Source organism: Rhodococcus rhodochrous, assembly GCF_900187265.1.
Lineage (GTDB): Bacteria > Actinomycetota > Actinomycetes > Mycobacteriales > Mycobacteriaceae > Rhodococcus > Rhodococcus rhodochrous.
Genome location: NZ_LT906450.1, coordinates 1,100,248 through 1,124,236, shown reverse-complemented (window position 1 = coordinate 1,124,236; position 23,989 = coordinate 1,100,248). Strand labels below are relative to the sequence as shown.

27 protein-coding genes and 1 tRNA gene are annotated in these 23,989 nt (G+C 68.6%); 10 read left to right on the top strand and 18 right to left on the bottom strand.

What is annotated here, in order from left to right; translation table 11 throughout:
• Nucleotides 1-73 precede the first annotated feature (73 nt).
• Nucleotides 74-421, top strand: coding sequence for an arsenate reductase (glutaredoxin) (arsC, locus tag CKW34_RS05310; RefSeq protein WP_059381763.1), 348 nt, complete (start codon nt 74-76; stop codon nt 419-421).
• A 7-nt stretch (nt 422-428) separates the two neighbouring features.
• Here arsC and arcA read toward each other — a convergent pair whose 3' ends face one another.
• Complete coding sequence (gene arcA / locus CKW34_RS05305) at nt 429-1,640, bottom strand: arginine deiminase (RefSeq protein WP_059381668.1); 1,212 nt, start codon at nt 1,638-1,640, stop codon at nt 429-431.
• A gap of 105 nt (nt 1,641-1,745) precedes the next feature.
• Here arcA and CKW34_RS05300 point away from each other — a divergent pair, with 105 nt between their 5' ends.
• Nucleotides 1,746-2,213, top strand: coding sequence for a heme-binding beta-barrel domain-containing protein (locus tag CKW34_RS05300; protein ID WP_059381669.1), 468 nt, complete (start codon nt 1,746-1,748; stop codon nt 2,211-2,213).
• A 45-nt stretch (nt 2,214-2,258) separates the two neighbouring features.
• On the opposite strand, the gene CKW34_RS05295 is transcribed toward CKW34_RS05300, so the two are convergent.
• From CKW34_RS05295 to CKW34_RS05270, 7 genes are all read right to left on the bottom strand, one after another.
• A complete protein-coding gene (locus tag CKW34_RS05295) occupies nt 2,259-3,107 on the bottom strand; it encodes an SDR family oxidoreductase (RefSeq protein ID WP_059381670.1) in 849 nt (282 codons plus the stop codon).
• A 142-nt stretch (nt 3,108-3,249) separates the two neighbouring features.
• Nucleotides 3,250-3,393 carry a hypothetical protein gene (locus CKW34_RS24245; protein ID WP_153811617.1) on the bottom strand — a complete coding sequence of 48 codons (144 nt, stop codon included), beginning with the start codon at nt 3,391-3,393 and terminating at the stop codon, nt 3,250-3,252.
• A gap of 101 nt (nt 3,394-3,494) precedes the next feature.
• A tRNA-Ala gene (locus CKW34_RS05290) sits at nt 3,495-3,567 on the bottom strand.
• 163 nt (nt 3,568-3,730) lie between these two features.
• A complete protein-coding gene (sepX, locus tag CKW34_RS05285; protein ID WP_059381671.1) occupies nt 3,731-4,549 on the bottom strand; it encodes a divisome protein SepX/GlpR in 819 nt (272 codons plus the stop codon).
• A gap of 256 nt (nt 4,550-4,805) precedes the next feature.
• Nucleotides 4,806-5,441, bottom strand: coding sequence for a GNAT family N-acetyltransferase (locus CKW34_RS05280; protein ID WP_059381672.1), 636 nt, complete (start codon nt 5,439-5,441; stop codon nt 4,806-4,808).
• The gene (gene glp, locus CKW34_RS05275; RefSeq protein ID WP_059381673.1) at nt 5,441-6,694 is read right to left on the bottom strand and encodes a molybdotransferase-like divisome protein Glp; all 1,254 of its coding nucleotides are present in this window, start codon (nt 6,692-6,694) and stop codon (nt 5,441-5,443) included. Before glp ends, CKW34_RS05280 begins: the two co-directional genes overlap by 1 nt.
• Before the next feature lie 31 nt (nt 6,695-6,725).
• Nucleotides 6,726-7,637 (bottom strand): UTP--glucose-1-phosphate uridylyltransferase, encoded by a 912-nt coding sequence (locus CKW34_RS05270; protein ID WP_059381674.1) that lies wholly within the window; start codon nt 7,635-7,637, stop codon nt 6,726-6,728.
• Nucleotides 7,638-7,698: 61 nt separating this feature from the next.
• On the opposite strand from CKW34_RS05270, the gene CKW34_RS05265 reads away from it, so the two are divergent.
• The 4 genes from CKW34_RS05265 to mscL all read left to right on the top strand — a co-directional run bounded on the left by CKW34_RS05265 (nt 7,699) and on the right by mscL (nt 10,062).
• Nucleotides 7,699-8,301, top strand: coding sequence for a 5-formyltetrahydrofolate cyclo-ligase (locus tag CKW34_RS05265; RefSeq protein ID WP_059381675.1), 603 nt, complete (start codon nt 7,699-7,701; stop codon nt 8,299-8,301).
• 83 nt (nt 8,302-8,384) lie between these two features.
• Nucleotides 8,385-8,672, top strand: coding sequence for an FmdB family zinc ribbon protein (locus CKW34_RS05260; RefSeq protein ID WP_016692918.1), 288 nt, complete (start codon nt 8,385-8,387; stop codon nt 8,670-8,672).
• A gap of 105 nt (nt 8,673-8,777) precedes the next feature.
• Nucleotides 8,778-9,503: an SAF domain-containing protein gene (locus CKW34_RS05255; protein ID WP_059381676.1), complete on the top strand. Its 726-nt coding sequence runs from the start codon at nt 8,778-8,780 to the stop codon at nt 9,501-9,503.
• 124 nt (nt 9,504-9,627) lie between these two features.
• Entirely contained in the window at nt 9,628-10,062 is a 435-nt protein-coding gene (mscL, locus tag CKW34_RS05250) for a large-conductance mechanosensitive channel protein MscL (protein ID WP_059381677.1), read from the top strand.
• 91 nt (nt 10,063-10,153) lie between these two features.
• Here mscL and CKW34_RS05245 read toward each other — a convergent pair whose 3' ends face one another.
• The 7 genes from CKW34_RS05245 to CKW34_RS05215 all read right to left on the bottom strand — a co-directional run bounded on the left by CKW34_RS05245 (nt 10,154) and on the right by CKW34_RS05215 (nt 16,524).
• Nucleotides 10,154-10,783, bottom strand: a complete 630-nt coding sequence (locus CKW34_RS05245) for an MspA family porin (RefSeq protein WP_059381678.1) — start codon at nt 10,781-10,783, stop codon at nt 10,154-10,156.
• 53 nt (nt 10,784-10,836) lie between these two features.
• Nucleotides 10,837-11,652 carry an MspA family porin gene (locus CKW34_RS05240; protein ID WP_059381679.1) on the bottom strand — a complete coding sequence of 272 codons (816 nt, stop codon included), beginning with the start codon at nt 11,650-11,652 and terminating at the stop codon, nt 10,837-10,839.
• Between the two features lie 574 nt (nt 11,653-12,226).
• Nucleotides 12,227-12,463 carry a hypothetical protein gene (locus CKW34_RS05235; protein WP_059381680.1) on the bottom strand — a complete coding sequence of 79 codons (237 nt, stop codon included), beginning with the start codon at nt 12,461-12,463 and terminating at the stop codon, nt 12,227-12,229.
• 4 nt (nt 12,464-12,467) lie between these two features.
• Nucleotides 12,468-12,965 (bottom strand): MogA/MoaB family molybdenum cofactor biosynthesis protein, encoded by a 498-nt coding sequence (locus CKW34_RS05230; RefSeq protein ID WP_059381764.1) that lies wholly within the window; start codon nt 12,963-12,965, stop codon nt 12,468-12,470.
• A 74-nt stretch (nt 12,966-13,039) separates the two neighbouring features.
• Nucleotides 13,040-14,254, bottom strand: coding sequence for a S1C family serine protease (locus CKW34_RS05225; protein ID WP_174479593.1), 1,215 nt, complete (start codon nt 14,252-14,254; stop codon nt 13,040-13,042).
• Nucleotides 14,255-14,422: 168 nt separating this feature from the next.
• On the bottom strand, nt 14,423-15,826 hold the full coding sequence (locus CKW34_RS05220; RefSeq protein WP_059381766.1) for a HAMP domain-containing sensor histidine kinase: 1,404 nt from the start codon (nt 15,824-15,826) through the stop codon (nt 14,423-14,425).
• A gap of 8 nt (nt 15,827-15,834) precedes the next feature.
• The gene (locus CKW34_RS05215) at nt 15,835-16,524 is read right to left on the bottom strand and encodes a response regulator transcription factor (RefSeq protein ID WP_059381765.1); all 690 of its coding nucleotides are present in this window, start codon (nt 16,522-16,524) and stop codon (nt 15,835-15,837) included.
• Nucleotides 16,525-16,708: 184 nt separating this feature from the next.
• Here CKW34_RS05215 and rpsR point away from each other — a divergent pair, with 184 nt between their 5' ends.
• Complete coding sequence (gene rpsR, locus CKW34_RS05210; protein ID WP_059381682.1) at nt 16,709-16,966, top strand: 30S ribosomal protein S18; 258 nt, start codon at nt 16,709-16,711, stop codon at nt 16,964-16,966.
• Nucleotides 16,967-17,067: 101 nt separating this feature from the next.
• Here rpsR and CKW34_RS05205 read toward each other — a convergent pair whose 3' ends face one another.
• The gene (locus CKW34_RS05205) at nt 17,068-17,931 is read right to left on the bottom strand and encodes a DUF559 domain-containing protein (protein ID WP_059381683.1); all 864 of its coding nucleotides are present in this window, start codon (nt 17,929-17,931) and stop codon (nt 17,068-17,070) included.
• A gap of 171 nt (nt 17,932-18,102) precedes the next feature.
• Here CKW34_RS05205 and CKW34_RS05200 point away from each other — a divergent pair, with 171 nt between their 5' ends.
• Genes CKW34_RS05200 through CKW34_RS05190 form a run of 3 tightly spaced genes read left to right on the top strand, consistent with a single transcriptional unit; the run spans nt 18,103 to nt 20,654 of the window.
• On the top strand, nt 18,103-19,029 hold the full coding sequence (locus CKW34_RS05200) for an AEC family transporter (RefSeq protein ID WP_174479594.1): 927 nt from the start codon (nt 18,103-18,105) through the stop codon (nt 19,027-19,029).
• Between the two features lie 32 nt (nt 19,030-19,061).
• Complete coding sequence (locus CKW34_RS05195) at nt 19,062-19,478, top strand: hypothetical protein (protein ID WP_059381767.1); 417 nt, start codon at nt 19,062-19,064, stop codon at nt 19,476-19,478.
• A gap of 3 nt (nt 19,479-19,481) precedes the next feature.
• On the top strand, nt 19,482-20,654 hold the full coding sequence (locus CKW34_RS05190; protein WP_059381685.1) for an MFS transporter: 1,173 nt from the start codon (nt 19,482-19,484) through the stop codon (nt 20,652-20,654).
• Between the two features lie 4 nt (nt 20,655-20,658).
• On the opposite strand, the gene CKW34_RS05185 is transcribed toward CKW34_RS05190, so the two are convergent.
• On the bottom strand, nt 20,659-22,596 hold the full coding sequence (locus CKW34_RS05185) for a vWA domain-containing protein (RefSeq protein WP_059381686.1): 1,938 nt from the start codon (nt 22,594-22,596) through the stop codon (nt 20,659-20,661).
• A complete protein-coding gene (locus CKW34_RS05180) occupies nt 22,593-23,981 on the bottom strand; it encodes an ATP-binding protein (RefSeq protein WP_059381687.1) in 1,389 nt (462 codons plus the stop codon). Before CKW34_RS05180 ends, CKW34_RS05185 begins: the two co-directional genes overlap by 4 nt.
• Nucleotides 23,982-23,989: the final 8 nt, after the last annotated feature.

Genomic DNA, 23,989 nt, shown 5'->3' with positions numbered 1-23,989 from the left:
TTCAACAGGGACGAATCGGGCAACACGGCGGCGGGTGGCAGCGGATTACGGACTGCGCGGGCAGAATCGGGCCATGGCAACCACGGCGACGATCTATCACAACCCGCGCTGCAGCACGTCACGCAACACTTTGGCGTTGCTGAAGGAGAACGGACTCGAACCCACGGTCATCAAATATCTCGAGACTCCGCCCTCCCGAGACGAACTGCAGGCGCTGCTCGATGCGGCAGGTCTCACACCGAGTCGGGCGATCCGGAAGAAGGAATCGCTCTACAAGGAGCTGAACCTGGCCGACGCGTCCGAGGACGAACTGCTCGACGCGATGGTCGCGAACCCGATCCTCATCGAGCGTCCGCTGGTCGTCACCGACAAGGGCACCGTCCTCGCGCGTCCGGTCGACAAGGTGCGCGAGATCCTCTGACGAGGAGTTACAGGATCGCCCGCGAGAGCGGGCACGACATGCATCGCGGACCGCCGCGGCCGGAACCGAGTTCCGACCCGGCGATCCGCAGCACCTCGATCCCCGAATCCTCGAGGCGGGTGTTCGTCTCGACATTGCGTTCGTAGGCGACGACGACGCCGGGCGCCACGGCCAGCGTGTTGTTCCCGTCGTCCCACTGCTCACGCTCGGCGACAACGGAATCCAGACCGGTGTCGATGACGCGCAGTTTCTCGATCCCCATCGCATCGGCGGCGGCCTCGAGGAAGGGGCGCGGCCCCGAGATCTGCACCGCGCCGTTCTCGCGGTGGATGGCGAACGCCTGGAGGCTGTCCCGGATCGCCGGGTACATCACCACCGCGTCGACGTCGACCATCGTGCACACGGTGTCGAGGTGCATCGACGCCCGTCGCTGCTCGATCGGCACCGCCAGCACGGTGTGCGCGAGCCCGTCGTCGAAGGCGCTGCGCGCCAACGCTTCCGCACCGGCCGGACTGGTCCTCTCCCCCACCCCCACGGCGACGACGCCGGGCGCGAGCAGCAACACGTCGCCGCCCTCGACGGGCGCGGTGTGCGATTCGTACGCGCGGCGCACGTGGAGGAACTGCGGATGGAAGGCGTAGATGAGGTCGGTGAGGCTGGTCTCGCGACGGCGTGCGGGCAAGGCCAGATTGGGGATCGCGACGCGTGACCCGATCCAGAACGACGAATCGCGCGTGAAGAGCAGGTTCGGCAGCGGGGCGATCGCGAAATCGGAACCGTGGTGCATCAGCCGCACGAGGGACGGGGCCGCGCCGCTGCCCACCGCGGGCAGCTCGTCGAAGGTCATGCCCGCGATGAGGATCCGGGCGAGCTCGGCAGCGGGCAGGGCACGCAGATGGCCCGTCAGCTCCTCCGCGAGCGCATAACCGAGACGCTGTGCGTCGACGGCCGACGACACGCTCTGCACCCGCGCGGCGCCGCTGGCCTCGAGTGTCTCGGTGAGCAGGTCCGCCAGCAGGAACACCTCGACCCCGCGGCTGCGCAGCAGGTCGGCGAAGGCGTCGTGCTCCTCCTGGGCGCGCGCCACCCACGGCAGGGCGTCGAAGAGCAGCTGGTCGTTGTTGCGGGGCGTGAGGCGTTCGAGTTCGGCACCGGGCCGGTGCAGCATCACGGCGCGGAGTTCACCGACTTCGGACTCGACACCCCAGCGATGACTCATATGCTCACGGTATCGCGCAGGACGGCGGCAGCCGGGTCAGGCGCGTCGAGTACGGCGACAACGATTGCGAAGAACACACCGATCCGAGAACACGAGGGAGATTTCATGGCCGACGACCCGCTCGGGTGCCTGGCACCGTTCGCCGGGCGCTGGACCGGAGGTGGCGACGGCCACTACCCCACCATCGACGACTTCGCGTACGACGAGACGATCGAGTTCGCCACCATCCCCGGCAAGCCGTTCCTGATGTACGTCAGCCGTACGCGGCACCGGACCGAGGGACGCCCGCTGCACACGGAGAACGGCTACCTGCGCCGCAGCGGCGACGACGTCGAACTGCTCGTCTCGCAGCCCACCGGGTTCGTCGAGATCCAGCGGGCCAGGCCGGCCGGCGGCGTGCTGGACTTCACCACCCTCACCCTGGAGCGCTCGCCCGAGGCCAAACCCGTACACGAGGTCCGGCGGCGCTTCGAGGTCGACGGCGACACGCTGGTCTACGACTTCTGGATGGCCCACGCCGACACCCCGCTGACGCACCACCTGCACGCCGAGCTGCACCGCGCGTCGGAGTGAGTTCAGTGGATCCGGCCCCGCTCAGCGGGGTCGGATCCACCGAGATCACTTGGTGCCGACGACGCGACGGAAGTAGTCGTTGGCGGCCTGCATGACCAGGTTGTAGGGCGGTGCGAACTTACGCGCCCACCAGTAACCGAACCTGGTGTCGAACGACGTGTAGACCATGAAGCGGTTCTTCAGGATGCCGGCGACGATGCGCTCGGCCACCTTCTCGGGCGTCGCGGCGTGCCGGACGAACCGTTGGGTGAGCTTGCGGACCTCGGGGCGGTCGCGGTCGACGCCGACGATCTGCACGGTGTCGACGAGCGGTGTGCGCACGGCCCCCGGGACGACGAGCGAGACACCGATGCCGTCGCGCTTGAGGTCGAACCGCAGCACCTCCGATACCCCGCGCAGACCGAACTTGCTTGCGCTGTAGGCGGCATGCCACGGCAGGGCGAGCAGCCCGGCGGCAGAGGAGACGTTGACGATGTGCCCGCCGCGACCGGCCTCGATCATCGCCGGTACGAAGTTCTCGATGACGTGGATGGGCCCCATGAGGTTGACGTCCACCATGAGCTTCCAGTGCTCGTGCTTCAGCCGGTCGACGGTGCCCCACACCGATACTCCGGCGACGTTGGCGACGATGTCGAGCGACCCGCACGCCTCGTGCACGTCGCGGGCGAAGGCTGTGACGGCCTCGTAGTCGGAGATGTCGAGGGCGGCCGAGTGCAGGACGGTGCCGCCGCGTTCACGAACGCTGCGGACGACCTCGTCGAGGGCCTCCTCCTGCAGGTCGGTGAGCACCAGCCGGGCCCCGCGTTCGGAAGCGGCATGGGCCAGGGCGCGGCCGATTCCGCTGGCCGCGCCGGTCACAAGGAATTTGGTTCCGCGCAGGTCGGTGATCGCCATGGCGACACCCTAACGTCGCCGTGACGACACGACGCTCCGGCGCGCCACGGACGAACCGGATGCGCCGGAGCGAAGCGACTTGTGTGTCTGCGCGAAGCGACTTGTGGGCCGGAGTGTTCGTGTTCCACTCCGGGGACGGAACTCAGAGCCGCTGTGCCATCTCCTCCTGGTATTGCCGAATCGTGCGCTCGATCATCTCGACATCGTCGTGGCGATTCTCGCTGCGCGCGAGATCGGCGCGCTCGCGCAGTACCCGGATCGCCCGACGCAACTCGTCGTCACTCATCCTGTGGTCCATGCCACACAGTCTGCCGGGTTCGGCGTGGACCCGCCAGCGAATGACCCCGCATACGACGAAAGCCCCGCCGAGGGCGGGGCTTTCGGGGGTGGAGCTGAGGGGAATCGAACCCCTGACCTCTTCGATGCGAACGAAGCGCGCTACCAACTGCGCCACAGCCCCGTAGGTTCCGAGGGAACCGACTCGCAAACTCTAGCAAACCACCCCGTCCATCACGAAATCGGAGTGTCGGCGCAGGTGACAGGCGATTTCGCGACCTGCTCCGCAGACGGGCCGGGGCCCGCACCGATTCGGTGCGGGCCCCGCCGGAAGCATCGTCGGACGATCATTCCCCCACTGCGCGGGGAACGACGTAGTCGCCGGACTCGTCGTCGCCGCCGCTCGCCCGGACATCGTAGCCGTGGTCGATGCCGTAGTCGTCCTCGTAACGATCGAGATGTTCGAACTCCGGATCCTCGTCGTCGACCTCGAGGACCACGGCCCCCGGGCGACGCAGTCGCTGCGGAACGTCGTCGTGGCCGCCGCGGGCCCCCGCGCGGGACCGTTGCAGTCGTGCGAGGCGACGCCGCCGGATCTCCTGCTCGAGATGCACCTGGCGCCGCAGGTAGAACAGATAGGCGACGAGGGCCACGGCCGCGAGACCGGCGAGCCACCACATGACCGACGAGACGATCAGGGCGAGCGCCGAGGTCATGATCGCGGCGATCAGCAGGCCGAGGACGGCCCGCTGCCGGAATTCGTATCGTGCGGCGCTGGCGACCGCATCGGCGTGCGGGTCGAATCCGCCGCGGCCCCGGCGTTGCGGTGCGTGTGCGCGCACGGGCTCACGGTCGGGTGCTGCTTCGTCGTGGACGTCGGCCTCGTCGGAATCGATCTCCGGCCTGTCGTCGAGTTCAGTGTTCATGCGGTCCTCCGCGGGTGTGCGGTGCGTGCGGTCACGACTCGGACGCCAATGAGGATCGCTGCGGTGCCCGGCGGCCGGCCCTCGAGGGGCGATCGGCTCGTCGTCTCCGCGGTGCAGAACTCGAGTTGCGAGCGCGGCGTCGGTCGTCTGCCGGATTCGAGGACGCTTCGTGACCAGCATGGGCACCAGAACGAACAACCACACGGCAACGAGCCCGATCCACAGAAGCGAGTTCGGCATCCGGTGGTCCTCCCTCCAGTCGTCGCCCTACCAGCCCGTCGACGCCACCGACCTACATGAGGCTAACGGCATCACCGCGTTTACCTGTACAGAAACGCCGACTCAATCGACAACAGACGTCACTCGAGTCACGCGAAACCAACTGACACTCTCTTCACTCTAATCACAGGGATCCCACACGCGCTGGGGATTGTTACTCGAGTTGCGAGTAACCTGCGTTACATAACGGACGAACCCGACTCGAGACGGGAAGTGGTCAGGACCAGGTCGCGCGACCGGCACGGACGAGGCGATCCGAGACCGAGCCCGGCACCTCCTCGACCGTCATCGCGACCAGCAGATGGTCGCGGAATCGGCCCTGGACGTCGAGATAGCGCTTCAACAGACCTTCCTCGCGGAAGCCGACGTTGCGCAGCACCGCGCGACTGGGCTCGTTCTCGGGCCGCACGGTGGCCTCGACACGGTGCAGCCCGACCGGGCCGAAGCAGTGGTCGAGCCCGAGGGCGACGGCGGCGGTCGCGACACCGAGGCCGTTGACCTCCTTCTCCACCCAGTAGCCGATCCAGGCCGAGCGCAGCGCTCCGCGCACGATGTTGCCAACCGTCAGCTGACCGCAGAACCTGCCGTCCAACTCGATGGCCATCGGCAGCATCAGGCCTTTGTGGGCCTCCGACCGCAGACTGCGGTAGAGCCCCGGCCACACCGAGATGTGGTGCCGCATGTCCCACGGCGCCTCACCGGTCGGCTCCCACGGCTCGAGATGCGCGCGATCACGCAGACGCAGGCGGCTCCACGCCGCGGCGTCGCGGAGTCGGATCGATCGGACGGTCACCACGCCCCCGGCCACCCGCAGCGGCCCGAGCTCGGCCGGCCAGCCGGGATGACGGGACATCAACCACGCTGCCCGAGGAACGCCACGTCCACCGGATCTCCCGTGCGGATCTCGGAGACCTCGGGGTCGACGATGACGAGACAGTTCGCCTCGGCGAGGGTCGCGAGCAGGTGCGACGACGAGCCTGCGGCGCCGCCGAGCGCCTGCACGAGATAGTCGCCCGTCGTCTCGTCGCGCATGAGCTGGCCGCGCAGGAAACCCTTGCGACCGGGGATCGAGGTGATGGGGGCGACCGTGCGTGCCGAGACGACGCGGCGCATCGGCTGGCGCCGGCCGAGCGCGATGCGGATCAACGGCCGGACCATCACCTCGAACACGACGAGCGCGCTCACTGGGTTGGCGGGCAGCAGGAAGGTCGGCACCTCGTCGCGGCCGAGACGCCCGAAGCCCTGAACCGAGCCCGGATGCATCGCGATCCGCTCGACGCCCAGCTCGCCGAGATCGGACAGCGCCTCGCGAACCTCCTCGAGCGCACCGCCGCCCACGGCACCGGCGATCACGACGATCTCGGCGCGGATCAGCTGACCCTCGACGACCTCGCGCAGCCGCTTCGGGTCGGTACTGGCGATCCCGACCCGGTTGACGTCGGCTCCGGCATCACGCGCGGCCGCAGCCAGCGCGTAGGAGTTGACGTCGTAGACCTGTCCCGGTCCCGGGGTTCGATCGACGTCGACGAGTTCGCCACCGACGGAGATGACCGACAGTCGCGGGCGCGGATGGACGAGCACCTTGTCGCGGCCGACCGCGGCGAGCAGACCCACCTGGGCGGCCCCGATGATCGTCCCGGCCCGCACCGCGATGTCGCCGGGCTGGACGTCGTCGCCGGTGCGGCGCACGTAGTCGCCGGACCGCACCGGTTCGAGCACCTTGATGCGCGCCGCACCGCCGTCGGTGTTGTCGAGCGGCAGCACCGCGTCGGCGAGCGTCGGCAGCGGCGCACCGGTGTCGACGCGCACCGCCTGACGGGGCTGGAGACGGATCGGCTGACGCGAACCGGCACGCACCTCGCCCACGACCGGCAGCGTCACCTCGGCGGGTGCGGACCCACCGTCGGTGTCGGCCGGGGCCTGGAGGTCGACGCTGCGCACGGCGTATCCGTCGATCGCCGCCTGGTCGAATCCGGGTAGGGGTCGCTCGGTGACCACTTCCTCCGCGCACAGCAGACCCTGCGCCTCGGAAATGGCCACCCGGACCGGCCGGGGTGCGACTGCCGCCGCCGTGACCCTGGCCTGCTGATCCTCAACCGACCGCATACCGCTTCTCGTCCTCCAGCCCGTCCTGCAGTCAGCGCTTCAGGCGCTCGATGAGCCACTCGCGCAGCGAGGGCCCGTACTCTTCGGTGTTCAGCGCCGAGTCAACCGCAGCGCGCAGATAGCCTCCGGGATTTCCGAGGTCGTGTCGGGTTCCGCGGTGCACCACCACGTGGACGGGGTGGCCCTCGGAGATGAGCAGGGCGATGGCGTCGGTGAGCTGCAGCTCTCCCCCGGCTCCGGGCTCGATGCGACGCAGTGCGTCGAAGATCGCCCGGTCGAGCAGATAGCGGCCGGCGGCAGCGAAGGTCGACGGTGCGTCCTCCACGGCCGGCTTCTCGACCATCCCGAGAACCTTGAGCACGTCGGGGTTGACGGCGTCCGGGACGACCTCGACGTCGAAGACGCCGTACGCGCTGACCTGTTCCTTGGGCACGTCGATCGCGCACAGCACGGAACCGCCGCGCTTGGCGCGGACGCGCTGCATCGTCTCGAGCACGCCGACGGGCAGCACGAGGTCGTCGGGCAGCAGCACGGCGATCGCGTCCTCGTCGGGATCGAGCGCCTCCTCGGCGCACGCCACGGCGTGACCGAGGCCGAGCGGCTTCTCCTGGACCACGGACTCGACCTCGAGCAGCCCCTGGGCCTTGCGGACCTTGGCGAGGAGCTCGTACTTGCCCTTCTCCTCGAGCTTGGACTCGAGGACGAGGTCCTCGACGAAGTGCGCGACCACGCCGTCCTTGCCCGGCGCCGTCACGATGAGAAGGCGTTCGGCGCCCGACTCCGCGGCTTCACCCGCCACGAGCTCGATGCCGGGCGTATCGACCACCGGAAGGAGTTCCTTCGGGACCGTCTTGGTCGCGGGAAGGAACCGCGTCCCCATACCTGCTGCGGGGACAACCGCGGTCTTGAAATGCCGCGTGCCTCCGGTCGTACTGTTCGTCATAGACTCCCACCCTAAACTTCGGCCACCGAGGACGGTGGTTCGGCGATCGTAAGGCGCAGACATGCCCCCACCCCCGAAAGCGGTCTGGCGTGACCGCATTCTTACAGCTCGGCGTGAGCTGAGTGCCGCCAGGCGCAGAATCGAGGACACCGCGCTCGCCACGGTGGCCTCGACGCTCGCCCCGGCGGGGTCGGTGGTGTGCGCATACGTGCCGGTGGGTTCGGAGCCCGGATCCATCGCACTCCTCGATGCCCTGACCGAGGCCGGAGCAACCGTGCTCGTCCCGGTGACACGCACCGGTGAACCACTGTCGTGGGCCCGCTACATGGGCGAGAAGACGCTGATGGCGGCCGATTTCGGGCTCCGCGAGCCGGGCGGTGAGATCTACCCGCCCGAGGCGGTGGCGGAGGCTCACACGGTGCTCGTCCCGGCACTGGCGGTCGACGTGCGGGGCGTGCGACTCGGTCGCGGCGCCGGCTTCTACGACCGCACCTTGCACCTCGCCTCACCCGAGGCCGTGATCATCGCGGTGGTCCGCGACGAAGAGCTCGTCGACGAACTCCCCGAGGACCCCCACGACATCCGTATGGGATGGGCGCTGACACCCGGGAAAGGGCTGGTCCGGCTCGGTAGCGACGACCGTGCGGAACAACACACTCCCTAGCGCTGTTGGCACTGTCGGCGGTAGAGTGCCAAAACTGCAGTACTACGAAAACTGCGGTTCGACGAACTGGCGGAGGATCACCGGTGCCCACCTACTCATATGCCTGCACGGCCTGCGACAACAAGTTCGACATCGTGCAGTCTTTCAGCGACGACTCCCTGACCGAATGCCCGCAGTGCGAAGGCAAGCTGCGCAAGCTCTTCAACTCGGTCGGCATCGTGTTCAAGGGCAGCGGCTTCTACCGCACCGACTCCCGCAGCGGCAGCACTGCGAGCGAATCCGCGTCGACGAGCTCGAGCAGCTCCTCGTCCAGCGACAGCAGCTCGTCGTCGAGCAGCACCTCCTCGGCTCCGGCTGCCGCCGCGAGCTGACCTTCCCGGACTCCTTTGTCCACAGGCGGTCGAGTCATCCACAGACCGCCGGTTCCGAGGGCTCATCGGGGCCGACAGGGCATCCCCACCTCCTAGGTTCGGGGCATGTCCGTCGGCCCCTTCCCGTTCCTCCGGCGTGAGAGCGCGCGTCCGCACCGCTCGCACTCCTCTGCGGGCGCCTCGCTGCAGCCCACGCTCCCCGACCGGTTCGTCGAACTCCTCCGCCCCGGCCGGTCGCGCATCGTCCGGGCCCGCCGGATCGCTGCCGGACTCCTCGCCGCCCTTGCGGTGATCCTCGCCCTGCGCGGCGACCCCGACACCGATCGTGCGACGGTTGTCGTCGCGGCTCACGATCTCGCGCCCGGGCACACCCTCACGGCCGACGATGTCGCTCACGTGGAGCGCGATCGGTCCACTGTGGTCGCCGGGACCCTGCACCACGTCGACGACGCCCTGGGCCACACTCTCGCCGGCCCCGTGCCGGCCGGTGAACCGCTCGTCGACGCCCGTCTCCTCGGTCCTCGTCTCGCCGCAGCCGCCACCGGCTCCACCGAGGCCCGCGTGGTGCCCATCCGGCTCGCCGACGCGGGTGTGAGCGAACTGCTCCGCGAAGGCGACCGCGTCGACGTCCTCACGGTCACGGAGACCGAGGACGGCCCCCTGCCCGGCGCGCACGTCCTCGCCCGGGGTGCGGTGGTGGTGCTGGCCGAATCCGGCGGGTCGGCGCGGGATCGGAACGAGCGGGTCGTGCTGGTCGCACTGGAGCCCGAACCTGCCACGGCGGTCGCGGCGGCATCGCTCGTCAGTGCTCTGACCGTCACGCTGCACTGAGCATCCGCTCGTTTCCCAGCGCAACCGCCACGAGGAACCGACCTCGCGGTTTATCGTGTGGACGTCCGTGTGACCTACCTCATGTGCGCGGTTCCGGCGGACAGGCCGCGAGAAGGAGCACACCATGCTGAAGGGCTTCAAGGACTTCATACTCAGGGGCAACGTCCTCGATCTCGCCGTCGCGGTCGTGGTCGGTGCCGCATTCACCGCTATCGTCACGGCCTTCACCGAGTACATCATCGAACCGCTCATCAGCGCGGTGGGCGGCGACAACGAGATGGGCTGGGGATTCCAGATCCTGAGCGACAATCCCGCGACGTTCATCAACATCGGCGCGGTGATCTCCGCGATCATCAACTTCATCATCATCGCCGCGGTCGTGTACTTCGTGCTCATCGTGCCCGCCAACGCGGCGAAGAAGAAGTTCGTCACCGAACCGGAGGACAAGCAGGCCAGCGCCGAGGACCTGCTCATCCAGATCCGCGACATCCTCGAAGCTCAGGCCACCCAGTCAGGTCAGGGCGGCGCCCACGCCAAGCCCAACCCCGGAATCGAGTAGGTGCCCGACGACGAAGAAGACCGGGCCCGCTCGAGATTCGAGCGGGCCCGGTCTTTCGTGCTGTGTTCGGCGTGAGCCGGACGTCTACTTCTCAGACGGTCCAGGGAGCGCCGTAGGTGGTGACGTTGTCGCCGTTGGCCGTGATGGCGCGAACGAACGGACGGACCTGGACAGCGCCGATGACACCGGAGGCGGTGCCGTGGACGTTGGCGAACTGGACCGTCTTGAAGTCACCGTCGAACTCGCCCTCGGCGACGACGAGCTCCTCGATGCCCGGAGCCGGGGTCAGCTCGAGCTCGGCGTAGGCCTGGGGAAGGATGTCGGTGACCTTGACCGTCGTGTCGTTCTTGAAGTCGATACCCAGGCCGGGGGTCGAGTAAGTGACGCCGATGGCGCCGTTGATGCTTGCAGCCCATGCGAACTGGTAGCCGAACTGGAAGGTCGTGCCCTCGGCGTCGGCAGCGCCGTCACCGATGAGGTTCACGGTGCCGCGGCCGTTGTGGAAGAACTCGCGGTTGAACGGGCTGCCACCGAGAGCCGGAACGCCGTTGATCTGGGTGTCTTCCTGCGTCACGACAACCTCGAGGCCGTCGGAGACGATGCGGTTCTGGTCGTTGACCTCTGCACCTGCGGTACCGGCACCGAAGACCAGGCCGAGAACGGCGGCACCTGCGACGGCGGCGTTACGAGCGGCCTTGAAGCCACGCGACTTGATTCCCATGATTACTCCGTTTGTGGTGGTGGGGATTTACTGCGGGTTGGCGCGGAGCAGGACTAGAGAGTCCAGACCTGGCCGTAGGTGGTGACGTTGTCGCCGTTAGCGGTGATCACACGAACGAACGGGCGAAGAGAGACCGGACCGATGACGCCCGTGGCAGCACCGTGGACGTTGGCGATCTGGACTTCCTTGAAGTCACCGTCGAACTCGCCTTCAGCGACGACGATTTCTTCAATGCCGGGCGCCGGAGTCAGATCGATGGCAGCTGTGACCTGAGGAAGGAGACCCGAAGTGACCAGTGCGTCCTCTGCATAAGGGGCAGGGCTCGTCTTGCCATTGGGGATGTACAGCGGATTACCCTCCGCCGTCCCATCATCGGTCGCAGGAACGCGATCTTCCTCTTCCACAACGTTTCCGTCGTAATCGACGTACTCGTCCTCATCGTTGGTGTTCCACACCTGATCGAACTGGTCGACGTTCTCGATGCCGCGCGTGGCCTCCAACTCGAGCTGAGGGCTTGCCCAACCGAAGCCGAGTGCGCCGTCAAGCGAGGCGGTCCACGCGACCTGATAGCCGAACTGGAAGGTCGAGCCTTCGAAGTCCGCCGCCTCGGGGCCGACGATGTTGGCGATGCCGCGGCCGTTGTGGAACCACTCACGGCTCAGCGGGCTGCCGCCGATCGGGGGCACACCGTTGATGAAGGTGTCCTCCTGCGTGACGATGACCTCGTGGCCGTTGGAGACGATCCGGTTCTGGTCGTTGACCTCGGCACCTGCGGCGCCGGCCGATCCGAGAACCAGACCGGCCACAGCAGCTGCCGCCACCGTGGCGTTGCGGGCGGCCCTAAAGCCACGTCGCGTCTGAATCTTCATGAATGCCTCATCCGTTCTCTGCGTGCCGGGTTGCGCACCGCGTCCGACAACAAGTGGTCGCCCTGTCGCCCGCGGGTCGCTGTCCACAGCGAACACACCGGCGGATCAGCCGTCGGTGTGTCGGTTACGTCCATCGTCCGCACGGTTTTGCGTTACCGATTCGTGATCGAGCCCGGGCCGCAGGGCCCGGGCTCGACCGGTTTGAACCTGAGAGGGAGATTAGACCGTGACCTTTCCCAGAGCAACGGCTCGGAAATGTAACGCGGAGGGCTCGAGACGGCTCGTGAGACCCGTGGGAACACACAAAATGTTCACGAAACGGACACGTTGGCGATGCACGCCGACACGCCGAACAACATGCGCGCTGTACGGCACATCTTTCGGTTTGCCCAGGTAGGGCGACTCGAGGCTTTCGCCCGCCGTGCCCCGAAGGGTGCCCTCAGCGACCACTCGGCGCCTGCGCGTCCCACATCGTGGATCATGCCGAGTTGAACGAAATGTTGCATTGCCGTTTCTTTACGACCGACAACGAGTTCGAATCACCTCGAGGGCAACCCGGCAAATGTGACACACATCACGAGCCCGAGTGGTGAGGTGGTACCTGACGTCGCAGCCATTCGTCCGTTCCGCCCTCGCGCGGGTCGTCGTCCCGCCGTTCGTCGCGAGTGGTCTCGGGAAGCACGTCGCCGAAGATGCGCGCCAGCCGTGCCCGATCGATCCGGGCACGGCTCTTGCGCTCCTCTTCGGTCACCTCGTCGGGCTCGTCCGGGGGCTCGTCGGTCTCCTGCGGGTCCGCAGGGTCGCCGGCCATGAGGTCACTCCTCCATCCAGGACAGCTCTTCGATCACGTGCGCCGCGAGCGGCAGCAGGGTCGCCATTCCGTCGCGGATGGCGGGACGCGACGACGCGAGGTTCACCACGAGCGTCGATCCGGAAACTCCGACGAGGCCGCGGGAGAGGCCGGCGTCGACGGCACCCGACGCCAAGCCCGACGAGCGCAGCGCCTCGGCGATGCCGCGGATCTCGTGATCGAGCACGTCCTCGGTCGCGTCGGGCGTCACGTCACGAGGGGTGACACCGGTGCCACCGATCGAGATCACCAGGTCGACGCCGCCGATCACCGCGGTGTTCAGCGCATTTCGGATCTCGACCTCATCTGCCGCGACCGTCACGACACCGTCGACCGCGAAACCGCCCTCGACGAGAAGCTCCGTGACGAGCGGACCCGCGGAGTCCGGACTGTCGCCGTGGGAGACGCGATCGTCGACGACGACGACGAGTGCGCGGCCTTTTCTGGGAGCTTCGAGTTCCATGAGGTCCACGGTAGTTTGCGGGTCGAGAGCATGCGGCTCTTGTACCGAAATGTGAGCTATGTCCATGTCGTCCCTCATCGTCCGGCGGAATCCGGGGCAGTCACGACGTCGACCGTGTTCTCGTCGCCGTCGGGTGTGCGGTAGGTGATCTTCACGGTCTCGCCGGGCGCGCGGGAGCGGATCGCGGCGATGAGCGAGTCGCCGTCGGTGACGACACGATCATCGATCCTGACGATGAGCGCGTTGTTCGGGATCCCCGCACGATCGGCCGGGCCGTCGGGCACGACCTCCACGACGCGCGCGCCGTAGGCGTTGTCCCGCGACGGGACCTGGACGCCGATGATCGAGTGCGTCGCCTTCCCGGTGTCGACGAGTTCCTGCGCGATGCGCCGGGCCTGCTCGACGGGGATGGCGAAGCCGAGGCCGATCGAGCCGGACTGTCCGCCGGCCGTGGCGATCGCGGTGTTGATACCGACGAGGCGGCCTTCCATGTCGACGAGTGCGCCACCCGAGTTGCCCGGGTTGATCGCCGCGTCGGTCTGGATCGCGTCGATGACCGATGCCTGGTTGGCAGTGTCCCCACTCGTGGAGACGGGGCGATTGAGGGCCGAGACGATGCCCGCCGTCACGGTGCTCTGGAGTCCGAGGGGCGAGCCCACCGCCACGACCTCCTGGCCGACGGCGAGGTTGTCGGCACTGCCGAGTTCGATGGGCGTGAGGTCGTTGCGACCCTCGGTCCGGATGACGGCGATGTCCGACACCGCGTCGGCGCCGACGACCGTCGCCGGAGCGGTGGAGCCGTCGGAGAAGAAGACCGTCAGGCGCGCACCCTGCCCACCGCCCGCCACGACGTGGTTGTTGGTGAGGATCAATCCGTCGGAGGACAGGACCACACCCGAACCCTCACCGGCACCCGTGCGACCGAGGACCTCGATGCGCACGACGCTCGGCACGACCCTGTCGGCGACGGCCTGCACGCTGCCCTCGGGAGCGGCGGCGATCGTCTGTGTCTCGGGCCGCGGAGCGTCGAGGGAGTTGACGACCGGTCCGGACGAGTCGCGTACCGACCACGCGCCGACCGCGCCACCGATACCGCCGCTCACCAGCGCCAGTGCGATGGCACCGATTACGAGGGTGGAACGGGCCGGCATGCGATTCGGTCCCGGAGCCGGCGGCGGGGGTCCGGGCTGGTGGGGGGTCTGCGCGTAGGGGTCGGTGTAGCCACCGGGACCGTACGGATGGGGTTGCGGTTGCGGTGCTCCCGCGCCGCGGGTGGGGTCCTCACTCATTCGTCACTTCGCCTTTTTCCGCCGGGGCCACCGGACGCATACGGGTCGACGTCGGCGTGCGGTGGCCGATCATGCGAAGGTGCGTCGAGCACCTCCGCGCTTCTTCGTCCAGCATGGACCGGGCAGCTGAGAGTCGCCTCAGAAGTACCCGCGATTCTGCTGTCGAATTCATCCGATCTCGGTGGGGTGTGTCTCTCCGTCGAGGCTGGGTGTGCCGGGCAGCACGATGCGGATGAGCGCGCCGCCACGATCCGACCGTTCGACGGCGATCGTCCCGCCGTGCTTCATGACGATCTGCCTCACGATGGCCAGTCCCAGACCGGATCCCGGCATCGACCGCGCGGTCGTCGCCCGGTAGAACCGCTCGAACACGAGCTCGCGCTCTTCCTCCGGGATCCCCGGGCCGGCGTCGTCGACGGTCAGTTCCATCAGCCCGCTGGCGATCTGCCGCATGTTCACGACGACGTCCTCCCCCGCCGGACTCCACTTGGCAGCGTTGTCGAGGACGTTGACCACGGCACGGGTGAGTCCGGCCTGGTCGCCGAACACGAACCACTGCTCGGTGGTCGCCCGGAACTCGATGTCGGTACGACGACGACGTGCGCGTTCGAGACTGCGGTCCACGACCTCGGCGACGTCGACGACCTCGAAGACCGTCTCCGGAGCATCCTCACGAGCGAGGTCGACGAGATCGCCGACGAGCGTCGACAACTCCTCGATCTGTCCGATGACGTCGGCACGCAGTTCGGCCATGTCCTCGTCGGGCAGACTCGGGGCACCGGGCCGGCTCGCCGCGATGAGCAGTTCCATGTTGGTCCGCAGCGAGGTCAGCGGCGTCTTCAGTTCGTGACCGGCGTCGGCGACCAGTCGGCTCTGCCGCTCCCGCGACTCGGCGAGCGCACGCAGCATCATGTTGAAGCTCTCGGTGAGACGAGCGAGCTCGTCGTGGCCGGTCACCCGGATCGGCCGCAGGTCGTCGGTGCGGGCGACGCGCTCGGCAGCGGCGGTGAGTCGGGCGACGGGACGCAGACCCGTGCGGCCGACGGTCGCACCCACGGCGGCGGCGAGCACCACGCCGCACCCGCCGACGATGAACAGCACACTCGCCAGACGGTTGAGGATCTCGACCGTGGGACGCAGTCGCTGCGCGATCACGATCGTGCTGCCATCGGGCATGCGCTGGGCCAGTACACGCTGCTGGGCGACGGTGCGCAGCGACGACTCCCGGTCGCCCTCGGCCACGGCCAGTTCGGGTTCGCCGATGGGCACCGACGAGGCGGGCGGCACGTACCGGCCGAGATCCGGATAGATCAGGGCGACGCTGATGTCGGAACTGTAGAGCTGGGCCCCGCCGATGTAGCGCGGGTCGTAGGTGATGAGGGTGCTCGACTCGACGAGCGCGGCGGCCCGCGCCCGCAACTGGGTGTCGACCTCGGAGTACAACGCCCGTGACACCACGGCGTAGGCCGCGATGGACGTGACGGCGACGGCGAGCGCCACCGCGCCGGCGGCGAGGAGCGTGACGCGGGTGCGCAGCGGCACCGAGCGGGTCAGGAGAAGAGGTGGTCGCATCGGGTCGCTCACGGCGGGGTCTCGCGCAGCACGTACCCGACGCCGCGCACCGTGTGGATCAGGCGCGGTTCCCCACCGGCCTCGGTCTTGCGTCGCAGGTACCCCACGTAGACCTCGAGGGCGTTGCCGGAGGTCGGGAAGTCGTAACCCCACACCTCCTCGAGGATGCGGCTGCGCGTGAGCACCCTCCGCGGATTCGCCATGAGCATCTCCATCAGGGAGAACTCGGTGCGCGTGAGGCTGATCTGCCGGTCGCCACGGGTGACCTCGCGGGTCGCGGGGTCGAGACTGAGGTCGGCGAACCGCAGCACCTCGTCGGCGGAGTTGTCCGGATCGGGAGTGGCGCGACGCAGCAGTGCCCGCAGCCGCGCGAGCAGTTCCTCGAGCGCGAACGGTTTCGGCAGGTAGTCGTCGGCACCGGCGTCGAGACCCGCGACCCTCTCGGACACGGAGTCGCGTGCGGTGAGGACGAGGATCGGCAGGTCGTCGCCGGTGCTGCGCAGCCGGCGGCACACCTCGAGGCCGTCGACGCGCGGCATCATCACGTCGAGCACCATCGCATCGGGACGCGACACCGCGACCTGTTCGAGGGCGTCCTGCCCGTCCGTCGCGAGGTCGACCGTGTATCCGTTGAAACTCAGGGACCGGCGCAGCGACTCCCGCACCGCACGGTCGTCGTCGACCACCAGAATGCGCATGATCACCATTGTGGCCTGCGCCTACTGAGAGCGCGCTGAGAAGCGGGTGTGACGCTCGACCGGTGGACGGAAGGCATCCTTCCGTCCGTTACCATGGACCGATACGAGACGTATGAAGAGGTGAGCTCGCCCGCCGAGGGGAATCACCCGGCGTCCACAGGTCGAATCCGGTGAGGAGCGAGATATGGCAGTCAAGCGAGGTCCGTCGAAGAAGTCGCGTGCCGTCGAGGGACGCAAGCCCAAGAAGAACCCCCTCTTCGCGGCGAAGATCGATTACGTCGACTACAAGGACGTCAATCTGCTCCGCACCTTCATCTCCGACCGCGGCAAGATCCGTAGCCGTCGCGTCACGGGCCTGACCCCGCAGCAGCAGCGTCAGGTCGCCATCGCGGTGAAGAACGCCCGCGAGATGGCTCTGCTCCCCTACGTCAGCAGCAAGTAGGTCGTAGCTTCCGACGCCGCCTCTCCCCATCGGGAGGGGCGGCGTCGTCATGTGTGCAGGTCTTGTCGAAATCCGGAGGGATTCTCGACGAGAAGTGCACGTCACACGGGTGCACCCGAAGCCCGCAGCGCCCTGCGGACCCGTTCGACGATCGTCCGCGGACGTATTCGGAGTTGCTCGGAATTCACCCGGATCACCGACCAGCCCAGCGACGCGAACGCCTCGTAGCGCTCGATGTCCTTGGTGCGTTGCCGCTCGTCGGTCCAGTGGTGCACCCCGTCGTACTCGACGGCAGTGCGCCATTCACGCCACCCCATGTCGGCCCAACCGATCACTCTGCCCTCGTCGACGATCGGCACCTGGGTCGTGGGCGCCGGTAATCCGTGGTTCACGAGCAACAGGCGGACCCTGGTCTCGGGTGGAGACTCGGCGCCGGGGTCCACGCGGGGTACGACCGCGCGCACCTGCGGAAGACCGCGCTCTCCGCGGTGCCGCTCGGCGACGGCGAGGATGTCCGCCGGATCCAGACCGGTGGCCCGGCACAACGCATCGAGTTGTTCGACGGCTCGCGCGGGTGTCAGCCATCGCGCGAGGTCGAAACCGGTCCGCGCGGGAGTCGTCACCGACATCCCGTCGCGCTCGCAGATCTCCTCCTCGAGCACGGCATCGCCGTGCACCCGCACCCCGGCCGTGCCGCGGCGACTCCCGGTCCGGAACAGCTCCGCCGGTGAGCGGCCGTCGACCCACCTGCTGCCGTGCACGGCGGCGGCGGACAGTCCCGCCAGTACGCCACCGCCTCGCGCCCACAGCCAGGCCGCACGCGCACACCGCAACGCCGTCATCTCCGCGTCGGGATGGATGTACACGTCGCGATGCAGCCGACGCATGGCCCGCAATCGGTACGGCGTCAGGCACTTCCCGGCCAGCGCGTCGGTGCCGTTGAACGGCTCGTCGAATTCCCCCATGGCGGAAGCCTGCACAACGTCCGCTCAACGTGGAACCCTGGATCGTCGCCCTGTGGATGAACGTTCCCGAGTGCGCAGTTGTCGTCGAAAATCTCGGCTTCGATCGACAAGAAGTGCACTCCGGGCGCCTGCCTCAGAAACTCATCCACAGGGTCCTTAGACTAGGCAACCGTGTCGGGTGTGATCGCGGGGTTCAGTGTCATCTTCGTGATCATCGCCATCGGCTTCACGCTGGGGCGCATGGGCACACTCGGGCACGAGGCGCAGACGGTGCTCAGCCGGCTCGTCTTCTTCGTCGCCACCCCCGCGCTGCTGTTCGACGTGCTCGCGACGTCCGACCTCTCGGTGATCTTCTCGCCCAATCTCTACATCGCGGCGGCCACGGCGTTCGCCGTCGCGATCGTGCACTTCGTCGTCGCGAAACTCTGGCTGCGACGTGCGGTTCCCGAGGCGACCATCGGCGCGCTGTGCGCCGGTTACGTCAACTCCGCGAATCTCGGCATCCCCATCGCGGTCTTCGTGCTCGGCGACGCCTCGTTCGTCGCGCCGCTGCTGTTGTTCCAGATCGTCGTGCTCTCCCCCATCGCGCTGACCATGCTCGACCTGTCGACGATGCGCGCCGGGGTCTCGCGCCTCGACACTCTGCTCGCGCCGTTCAAGAACCCCATCGTCCTGGCCGCCGCGGCCGGGCTCGCCATCGCGATCAGCGGATGGACGCCCCCGGAAGCGCTGCTGCAGCCGTTCCATCTGCTCGGCGGTGCGTCGGTGCCCGGTGCGCTGCTCGCGTTCGGCTTGTCGCTGCAGGGTGTCCGGGTGCTCGAGAAGGGCACGAGCCCCCGCCGCGACATCGCGCTCGCCTCGTTTCTCAAGATCCTCGCCCAGCCCGTGCTCGCGTATCTGATGGGGCGTTTCGTGTTCGGCCTCGACGGCCACGCCCTGTTCGCGGTCGTGGTGGTCGCCGCTCTTCCCACCGCGCAGAACGTCTTCGTCTACGCCGGCGCCTACGGTCGCGGCACGGTGCTCGCCCGCGACGCCGCGCTCGTCACCACCCTCGCCTCCATCCCTGCGATCGGCGTGACCGCCGCCCTGCTGGCGTGATGAACACGCGACACGGGAATACCGTGGGAGCCATGCGTTCCGTCGTCCGTGCCTGCCGGGGAATCACCGTCCTCGCGATGTGCCTGCTCATCGCGGCCTGCGGGTCGAGTACACCGGACGTCCCGGCACTGCCCGAGGAACCGGTTCCGGCAGGGGCGACGGCGTTCTCGCCGCGACCCGACATCGTCGACGCGCATCCGCTGACGATCCTGTCGTGGTCGCGGGTGAGCGACGACCGGATCGCCCTGCACTTCGAGACGGGCACCCCCGAGTGCTTCGGCGTCGACGCGACCGTCACCGAAACGGACGACACGGTGACGGTGACGCTCCTCGGCGGCACGCTGCCGGAGATGCAGGACCGCATGTGCATCATGGTCGCCGTCGTCGGCACCCTCGAGGTCCCCTTGCAGTCGCCGCTGGGCGACCGGGTCGTGACGGCCGGCGCCTGACGTATGCCGCATCCTCCGCGTCACTGGCTGCTGTACCTGTGCTTGTCCACGGCCCTGCTGCACGCGGCATTCCAGTCGATCCGCGTCCTGGTCTCCTACCGGATCCTCGCGCTGGGCGGCGACGCGACCACCATCGGTGCCGTCACCGCGCTCTACGCCATCGTCCCGCTGATCGCGGCGGTGCGGATGGGGCGCGCAGTGGACCGTGGGCACGCGACCGCCATTCTGCGTTCGGGCATCGTCGTCACGACGGTCGGCGCCGGGTTGATCGCGCTCAGTTCGGGATTGCTCGTGCTGGCCGCAGGCAACGTCGTGCTCGGTCTCGGGCAGTTGCTCGTCACGGTGTCGGGGCAGGCGTTCGTGTCGATCCTGTCGCCGCCGGGTCAACTGGATCGCGGGTTCGCCGGGCTCACGCTGGGTGTGTCGGTCGGGCAGGCCGTCGGCGTGCCCGTCTCCGGTGTGATCGCCGCGACCACCGGTGACGGCAACGGATCCGTGGAGACCACCGGCGCACTGCTGGTCATGACGGTGGTCTCGCTGCTCTCCCTGCCGCTCGTGCTGGGATTGCGCGAGCCGCCGGGATCCGGCCGCACCGCGGAGGACGGCGCGCCCCAGTCGATCCTGTCGATGCTCGGGACGAAGGGCATGAAGCCCGCGATGCTGTCGAGCCTCGTGGTCCTCGCCTCGGTCGACCTCGTCGTGGCCTACCTGCCGTTGCTCGGCGAACAGTTCGGGTTCGGTGTGCTGCTGGTATCGATCCTGCTCACCGCCCGCACCGTGGCATCGATCGTCTCGCGTGCCCTGCTGCCGTGGGCACTGCGCCGCATTCCGCGCAGGTGGCTGCTCGTCTCCGCGACCGCCGGGACCATCGTGCCGGTCGCGCTGCTGCCGCTCGTGCCGAACCCGTGGGTCATCGGCGCGTTGCTCGCCGTGTGCGGAATGTTCTGGGGTGTCGGCCAACCCCTGACGATGACGTGGGTGGTCGAACTCGTCGCACCGGTCGACCGCGCGTCGGCGCTGGCCGTGCGGTTGACCGGCAACCGTCTCGGGCAGGTCGCGGTGCCCATGGTTGCCGGTGCGATCGCCGGGGTCGCCGGTGTCGCGTCGATCTTCTGGGTGACCGCTGTCCTGCTGTCCACCGCCGCCGCGACCACCTGGCGGTCGGTGCGACGCTGAGTGCTCAGGACCTCCGACGAGCGCGCACGTAGTCTGCGACGACCGCCGCTCCCAGACCGTCGACGTCGGGCGCGACCACCCGTCCCCCGACACGACGTGCCAGCACGTCGACGATCCGCGCGAGCCCCGGATCGCTGCCGAGGCGGAAGATCGTCACCTGGGTTCCGAGCCGCGCGATGTGGTCGAGTTCGCGCACCGTCAACCCGAGAGTGCGTGCGCTCGGCGGATAGTCGAAGGCCGCGAAGCCGTCCGGTTCGAGATGGGCGGTGGGTTCACCGTCGGTGACGACGAAGACCACCGGCTGCGCGTTGGGATGACGACGCAGGTGACGACCCGCGAGCATCAGTGCGTGGTGCAGATTGGTGCCCTGCTCGTAGACGCCGTCGAGCCCGGCGAGTTCGGACGCCGACACCACACGGGCGTGCCGGCCGAACGCGATGAGCTGCAGCGCATCCCCGCGGAAGCGCGTGGACACGAGATGGTTCAGTGCGAGGGCCGTGCGTTTCATCGGCACCCAACGACCGTCCATGACCATCGAGAACGACGTGTCGACGAGCAGCGCGACCGCCGCCTGCGTCCGCTGTTCGGTCTCGATCACCTCGACGTCCTGCACCGACATCCGCACCGGCAGACCGGGACTGCGCAGGGTCGCGTTGGTGAGGGTCCGCACGACGTCCCACGGTTCGGTGTCACCGAACTCCCATGCCTTCGACGCGCCGGTCGGTTCGCCGAGCACACCCGCCCGCCGCGACTCTCGTTGCCCGGTGCGCGACGAGATGCGATTGACGACGTCGCGCAGGGCCGCCTCGCCGAGTCGGCGCATGGCCTTGGGCGACAGTCGCCACTGCCCGTCGGCGCCCCGGTCGAAGAAGCCCTGCCGCTGCAGTTCCTTCTCGAGTTCGGCGAGAGTACGTGCATCGGCCGCGGCCTCGGGACCGAGATGACGGGCGAGCGCGTCGAGGTCGATGTCGTCGAGGGACGCCCCGGCGTACTGCTGCGACAGCTGCTCGGCGAGCTGGTCGAGTTCGGACAACTCCTGCAGCGCCGAGGTGGCCTCGCCGAGACCCATGCCCTGTTCGCCGCGCACCTGCTCGGAGCCGGTCCAGTCCTCGCCGGGACGGGCGGCACGCAGGTGGCCGTCGAGACGGTCGAGCTGGCTCATCAGATCCGGGGATCCGAACGCCTGCTGGGCCAGCGCGTCGAGTTCGTCGCGCTGCTCGGGGGTGAGGGAGTTGCGCAGCCGCTGCGCCGCCGCAGCCCGCTGGGCGAGGGAGTCGAGCAGTTCCTCGACGTTCTGCGGGTTCTCCGGGAAGAACTCGCCGTGCTGGGCCATGAACTGCTCGAAGTCCTCCTCGGTGTCCTCACCGCGGGAGTGCTTGTCGAGCAGATCGTTGAGGTCCTCGAGCATCTCCGAGATGCGTTGCCGGTCCTCGTCGGTGGCCCCCTCGAGCGCCTGCTTCATCCCGGAGAAGCGCTGGTCGAGCATCTCCCGGCCGAGCAGATCGCGGATCTTCTCGTAGTCCTGCCGGGCCTGCGCGCTGCGCCAGTCGTAGTCGGCGAGTTCCTGCACGGCCTGCGCCGTCGACGTCGGCAGTTCCTCGATCCGCATCTCCGCGAACCGCGCGTCGTCGTCGAGGGCTCGGGCCAGTTCCTTGCGTTCCTCGAGCACGGCGCGGTCGAGGAGTTCGCGCACCTCACGCAGGGTGCCGTCGAGGTTGGTGCGGTCGAGCAGCTGACGTCGGCGCCGGTTCGCCTGCGCGGCAAGCTTGTCGAGGCCGCGCATGCCGTCGTGCCCGCGACGCAGCAACTCCCGCAGGGCGCGCTTGGGTGACGCGCCGGCCATGACGTCGTCGCCGATCGCGGCGAGCGCGTCGCGCAGGTCCACCGGTGGGGCGAGCGGATCGCCCCCGGCATACGGACCGTAGCGGGCCGACCTGCTCATCGGGAGTACACCGCCGAGCCGTCGTCGCCGGTGTCCTTGGCGATGCGCCGCGCCAGGTACAGACCTTCGAGGGCGAGTTCCACTGCCGCGGCTCGGGTTCCGGTGTCGGTGGCACCCAGCCGTTCGGCGACGGCGTCGAGGACGGGCAGTTCGGGCAGTTCGTCGAGCAGCACCTTCGCGGTGATCCGCTCACCGGTGACCACCGGATCGCCCTGTTCGACGGCCGCGACCAGCGGCCCGAGGTCGACGCCCGCGAGTCGCGAGCGGGCGGTCTCGGCCGTGGCACGCCGCAGGAGATGGTCGAGGATCTCGAATTCCCTTCCCTCCTCGCCGGATTCGAACTCCACCTTGCCGCGGAGCACCTCGACGACCGTGCCGAGGTCGACGGGACGCGCGACCGGATCGTCCTCGCCGAGGACCGCACCGCGGTGCAGGGCCGCGGCCGAGACGGTCTCGGCGCCGGCGACGGCGAACCGCGCCGAGACACCGGAACGCTGGTCGACGGAGGTCGATTCGCGCAGCAAGCGCGTGAACCGGGCGAGGATCTCGAAGAGATACTCCGGTACGCGGGCCTGCAGGTGCGCCTCCTGCTCGATGACGGCGATCTCGTCCTCGAGCCGCGTCGGGTAGTGCGTGCGGATCTCGGCGCCGAAACGGTCCTTGAGCGGGGTGATGATGCGACCGCGGTTCGTGTAGTCCTCGGGGTTCGCGCTCGCGACGAGCAGCACGTCGAGGGGCAGGCGCAGCGTGTAACCGCGGACCTGGATGTCGCGTTCCTCCATGACGTTGAGCAGCGACACCTGGATGCGTTCGGCGAGGTCGGGCAGTTCGTTGACGGCGACGATACCGCGGTGCGCGCGGGGCACGAGACCGAAGTGGATCGTCTCCGGGTCGCCGAGGCTGCGCCCCTCGGCGACCTTCACCGGGTCGACGTCGCCGACGAGGTCGGCGACCGAGGTGTCGGGCGTCGCGAGCTTCTCGGCGTACCGCTCGCTGCGGTGCCGCCACGCGACGGGCAGGTCGTCGCCGAGTTCGGCGGCCCGGCGGATCGACGCCGGGGTGATGGGCTCGTAGGGATGCTCGCCGAGTTCGGAGCCGGCGATGACCGGGGTCCATTCGTCGAGCAGCAGCGGCAGGGTGCGCAGCAGGCGCGTCTTGCCCTGGCCGCGTTCGCCGAGCAGGACCACGTCGTGGCCGGCGATGAGGGCGCGTTCGAGCTGCGGGACGACGGTGTCCTCGAAACCGAGGATGCCGGGCCACGGATCGGTACCGTCGCGCAGCGCAGCGAGCAGGTTGTGCCGGATCTCGTCCTTGACGGACCGTTGCACGTGGCCGGAGGCGCGGAGCTCGCCGACCGTGGAGGGGCGCGGTGTGGGTGACGTCACCCCACCCA

What these genes read in the sequence shown, in the direction of transcription:
- arsC (WP_059381763.1), top strand. Translation starts at nt 74, where the DNA reads ATGGCAACCACGGCGACGATCTATCACAACCCGCGCTGCAGCACGTCA.
- arcA (WP_059381668.1), bottom strand. Translation starts at nt 1,640, where the DNA reads ATGAGTCATCGCTGGGGTGTCGAGTCCGAAGTCGGTGAACTCCGCGCC.
- CKW34_RS05300 (WP_059381669.1), top strand. Translation starts at nt 1,746, where the DNA reads ATGGCCGACGACCCGCTCGGGTGCCTGGCACCGTTCGCCGGGCGCTGG.
- CKW34_RS05295 (WP_059381670.1), bottom strand. Translation starts at nt 3,107, where the DNA reads ATGGCGATCACCGACCTGCGCGGAACCAAATTCCTTGTGACCGGCGCG.
- CKW34_RS24245 (WP_153811617.1), bottom strand. Translation starts at nt 3,393, where the DNA reads ATGAGTGACGACGAGTTGCGTCGGGCGATCCGGGTACTGCGCGAGCGC.
- sepX (WP_059381671.1), bottom strand. Translation starts at nt 4,549, where the DNA reads ATGCCGAACTCGCTTCTGTGGATCGGGCTCGTTGCCGTGTGGTTGTTC.
- CKW34_RS05280 (WP_059381672.1), bottom strand. Translation starts at nt 5,441, where the DNA reads ATGTCCCGTCATCCCGGCTGGCCGGCCGAGCTCGGGCCGCTGCGGGTG.
- glp (WP_059381673.1), bottom strand. Translation starts at nt 6,694, where the DNA reads ATGCGGTCGGTTGAGGATCAGCAGGCCAGGGTCACGGCGGCGGCAGTC.
- CKW34_RS05270 (WP_059381674.1), bottom strand. Translation starts at nt 7,637, where the DNA reads ATGACGAACAGTACGACCGGAGGCACGCGGCATTTCAAGACCGCGGTT.
- CKW34_RS05265 (WP_059381675.1), top strand. Translation starts at nt 7,699, where the DNA reads ATGCCCCCACCCCCGAAAGCGGTCTGGCGTGACCGCATTCTTACAGCT.
- CKW34_RS05255 (WP_059381676.1), top strand. Translation starts at nt 8,778, where the DNA reads ATGTCCGTCGGCCCCTTCCCGTTCCTCCGGCGTGAGAGCGCGCGTCCG.
- mscL (WP_059381677.1), top strand. Translation starts at nt 9,628, where the DNA reads ATGCTGAAGGGCTTCAAGGACTTCATACTCAGGGGCAACGTCCTCGAT.
- CKW34_RS05245 (WP_059381678.1), bottom strand. Translation starts at nt 10,783, where the DNA reads ATGGGAATCAAGTCGCGTGGCTTCAAGGCCGCTCGTAACGCCGCCGTC.
- CKW34_RS05240 (WP_059381679.1), bottom strand. Translation starts at nt 11,652, where the DNA reads ATGAAGATTCAGACGCGACGTGGCTTTAGGGCCGCCCGCAACGCCACG.
- CKW34_RS05235 (WP_059381680.1), bottom strand. Translation starts at nt 12,463, where the DNA reads ATGGCCGGCGACCCTGCGGACCCGCAGGAGACCGACGAGCCCCCGGAC.
- CKW34_RS05230 (WP_059381764.1), bottom strand. Translation starts at nt 12,965, where the DNA reads ATGGAACTCGAAGCTCCCAGAAAAGGCCGCGCACTCGTCGTCGTCGTC.
- CKW34_RS05225 (WP_174479593.1), bottom strand. Translation starts at nt 14,254, where the DNA reads ATGAGTGAGGACCCCACCCGCGGCGCGGGAGCACCGCAACCGCAACCC.
- CKW34_RS05220 (WP_059381766.1), bottom strand. Translation starts at nt 15,826, where the DNA reads ATGCGACCACCTCTTCTCCTGACCCGCTCGGTGCCGCTGCGCACCCGC.
- CKW34_RS05215 (WP_059381765.1), bottom strand. Translation starts at nt 16,524, where the DNA reads ATGCGCATTCTGGTGGTCGACGACGACCGTGCGGTGCGGGAGTCGCTG.
- rpsR (WP_059381682.1), top strand. Translation starts at nt 16,709, where the DNA reads ATGGCAGTCAAGCGAGGTCCGTCGAAGAAGTCGCGTGCCGTCGAGGGA.
- CKW34_RS05205 (WP_059381683.1), bottom strand. Translation starts at nt 17,931, where the DNA reads ATGGGGGAATTCGACGAGCCGTTCAACGGCACCGACGCGCTGGCCGGG.
- CKW34_RS05195 (WP_059381767.1), top strand. Translation starts at nt 19,062, where the DNA reads ATGCGTTCCGTCGTCCGTGCCTGCCGGGGAATCACCGTCCTCGCGATG.
- CKW34_RS05190 (WP_059381685.1), top strand. Translation starts at nt 19,482, where the DNA reads ATGCCGCATCCTCCGCGTCACTGGCTGCTGTACCTGTGCTTGTCCACG.
- CKW34_RS05185 (WP_059381686.1), bottom strand. Translation starts at nt 22,596, where the DNA reads ATGAGCAGGTCGGCCCGCTACGGTCCGTATGCCGGGGGCGATCCGCTC.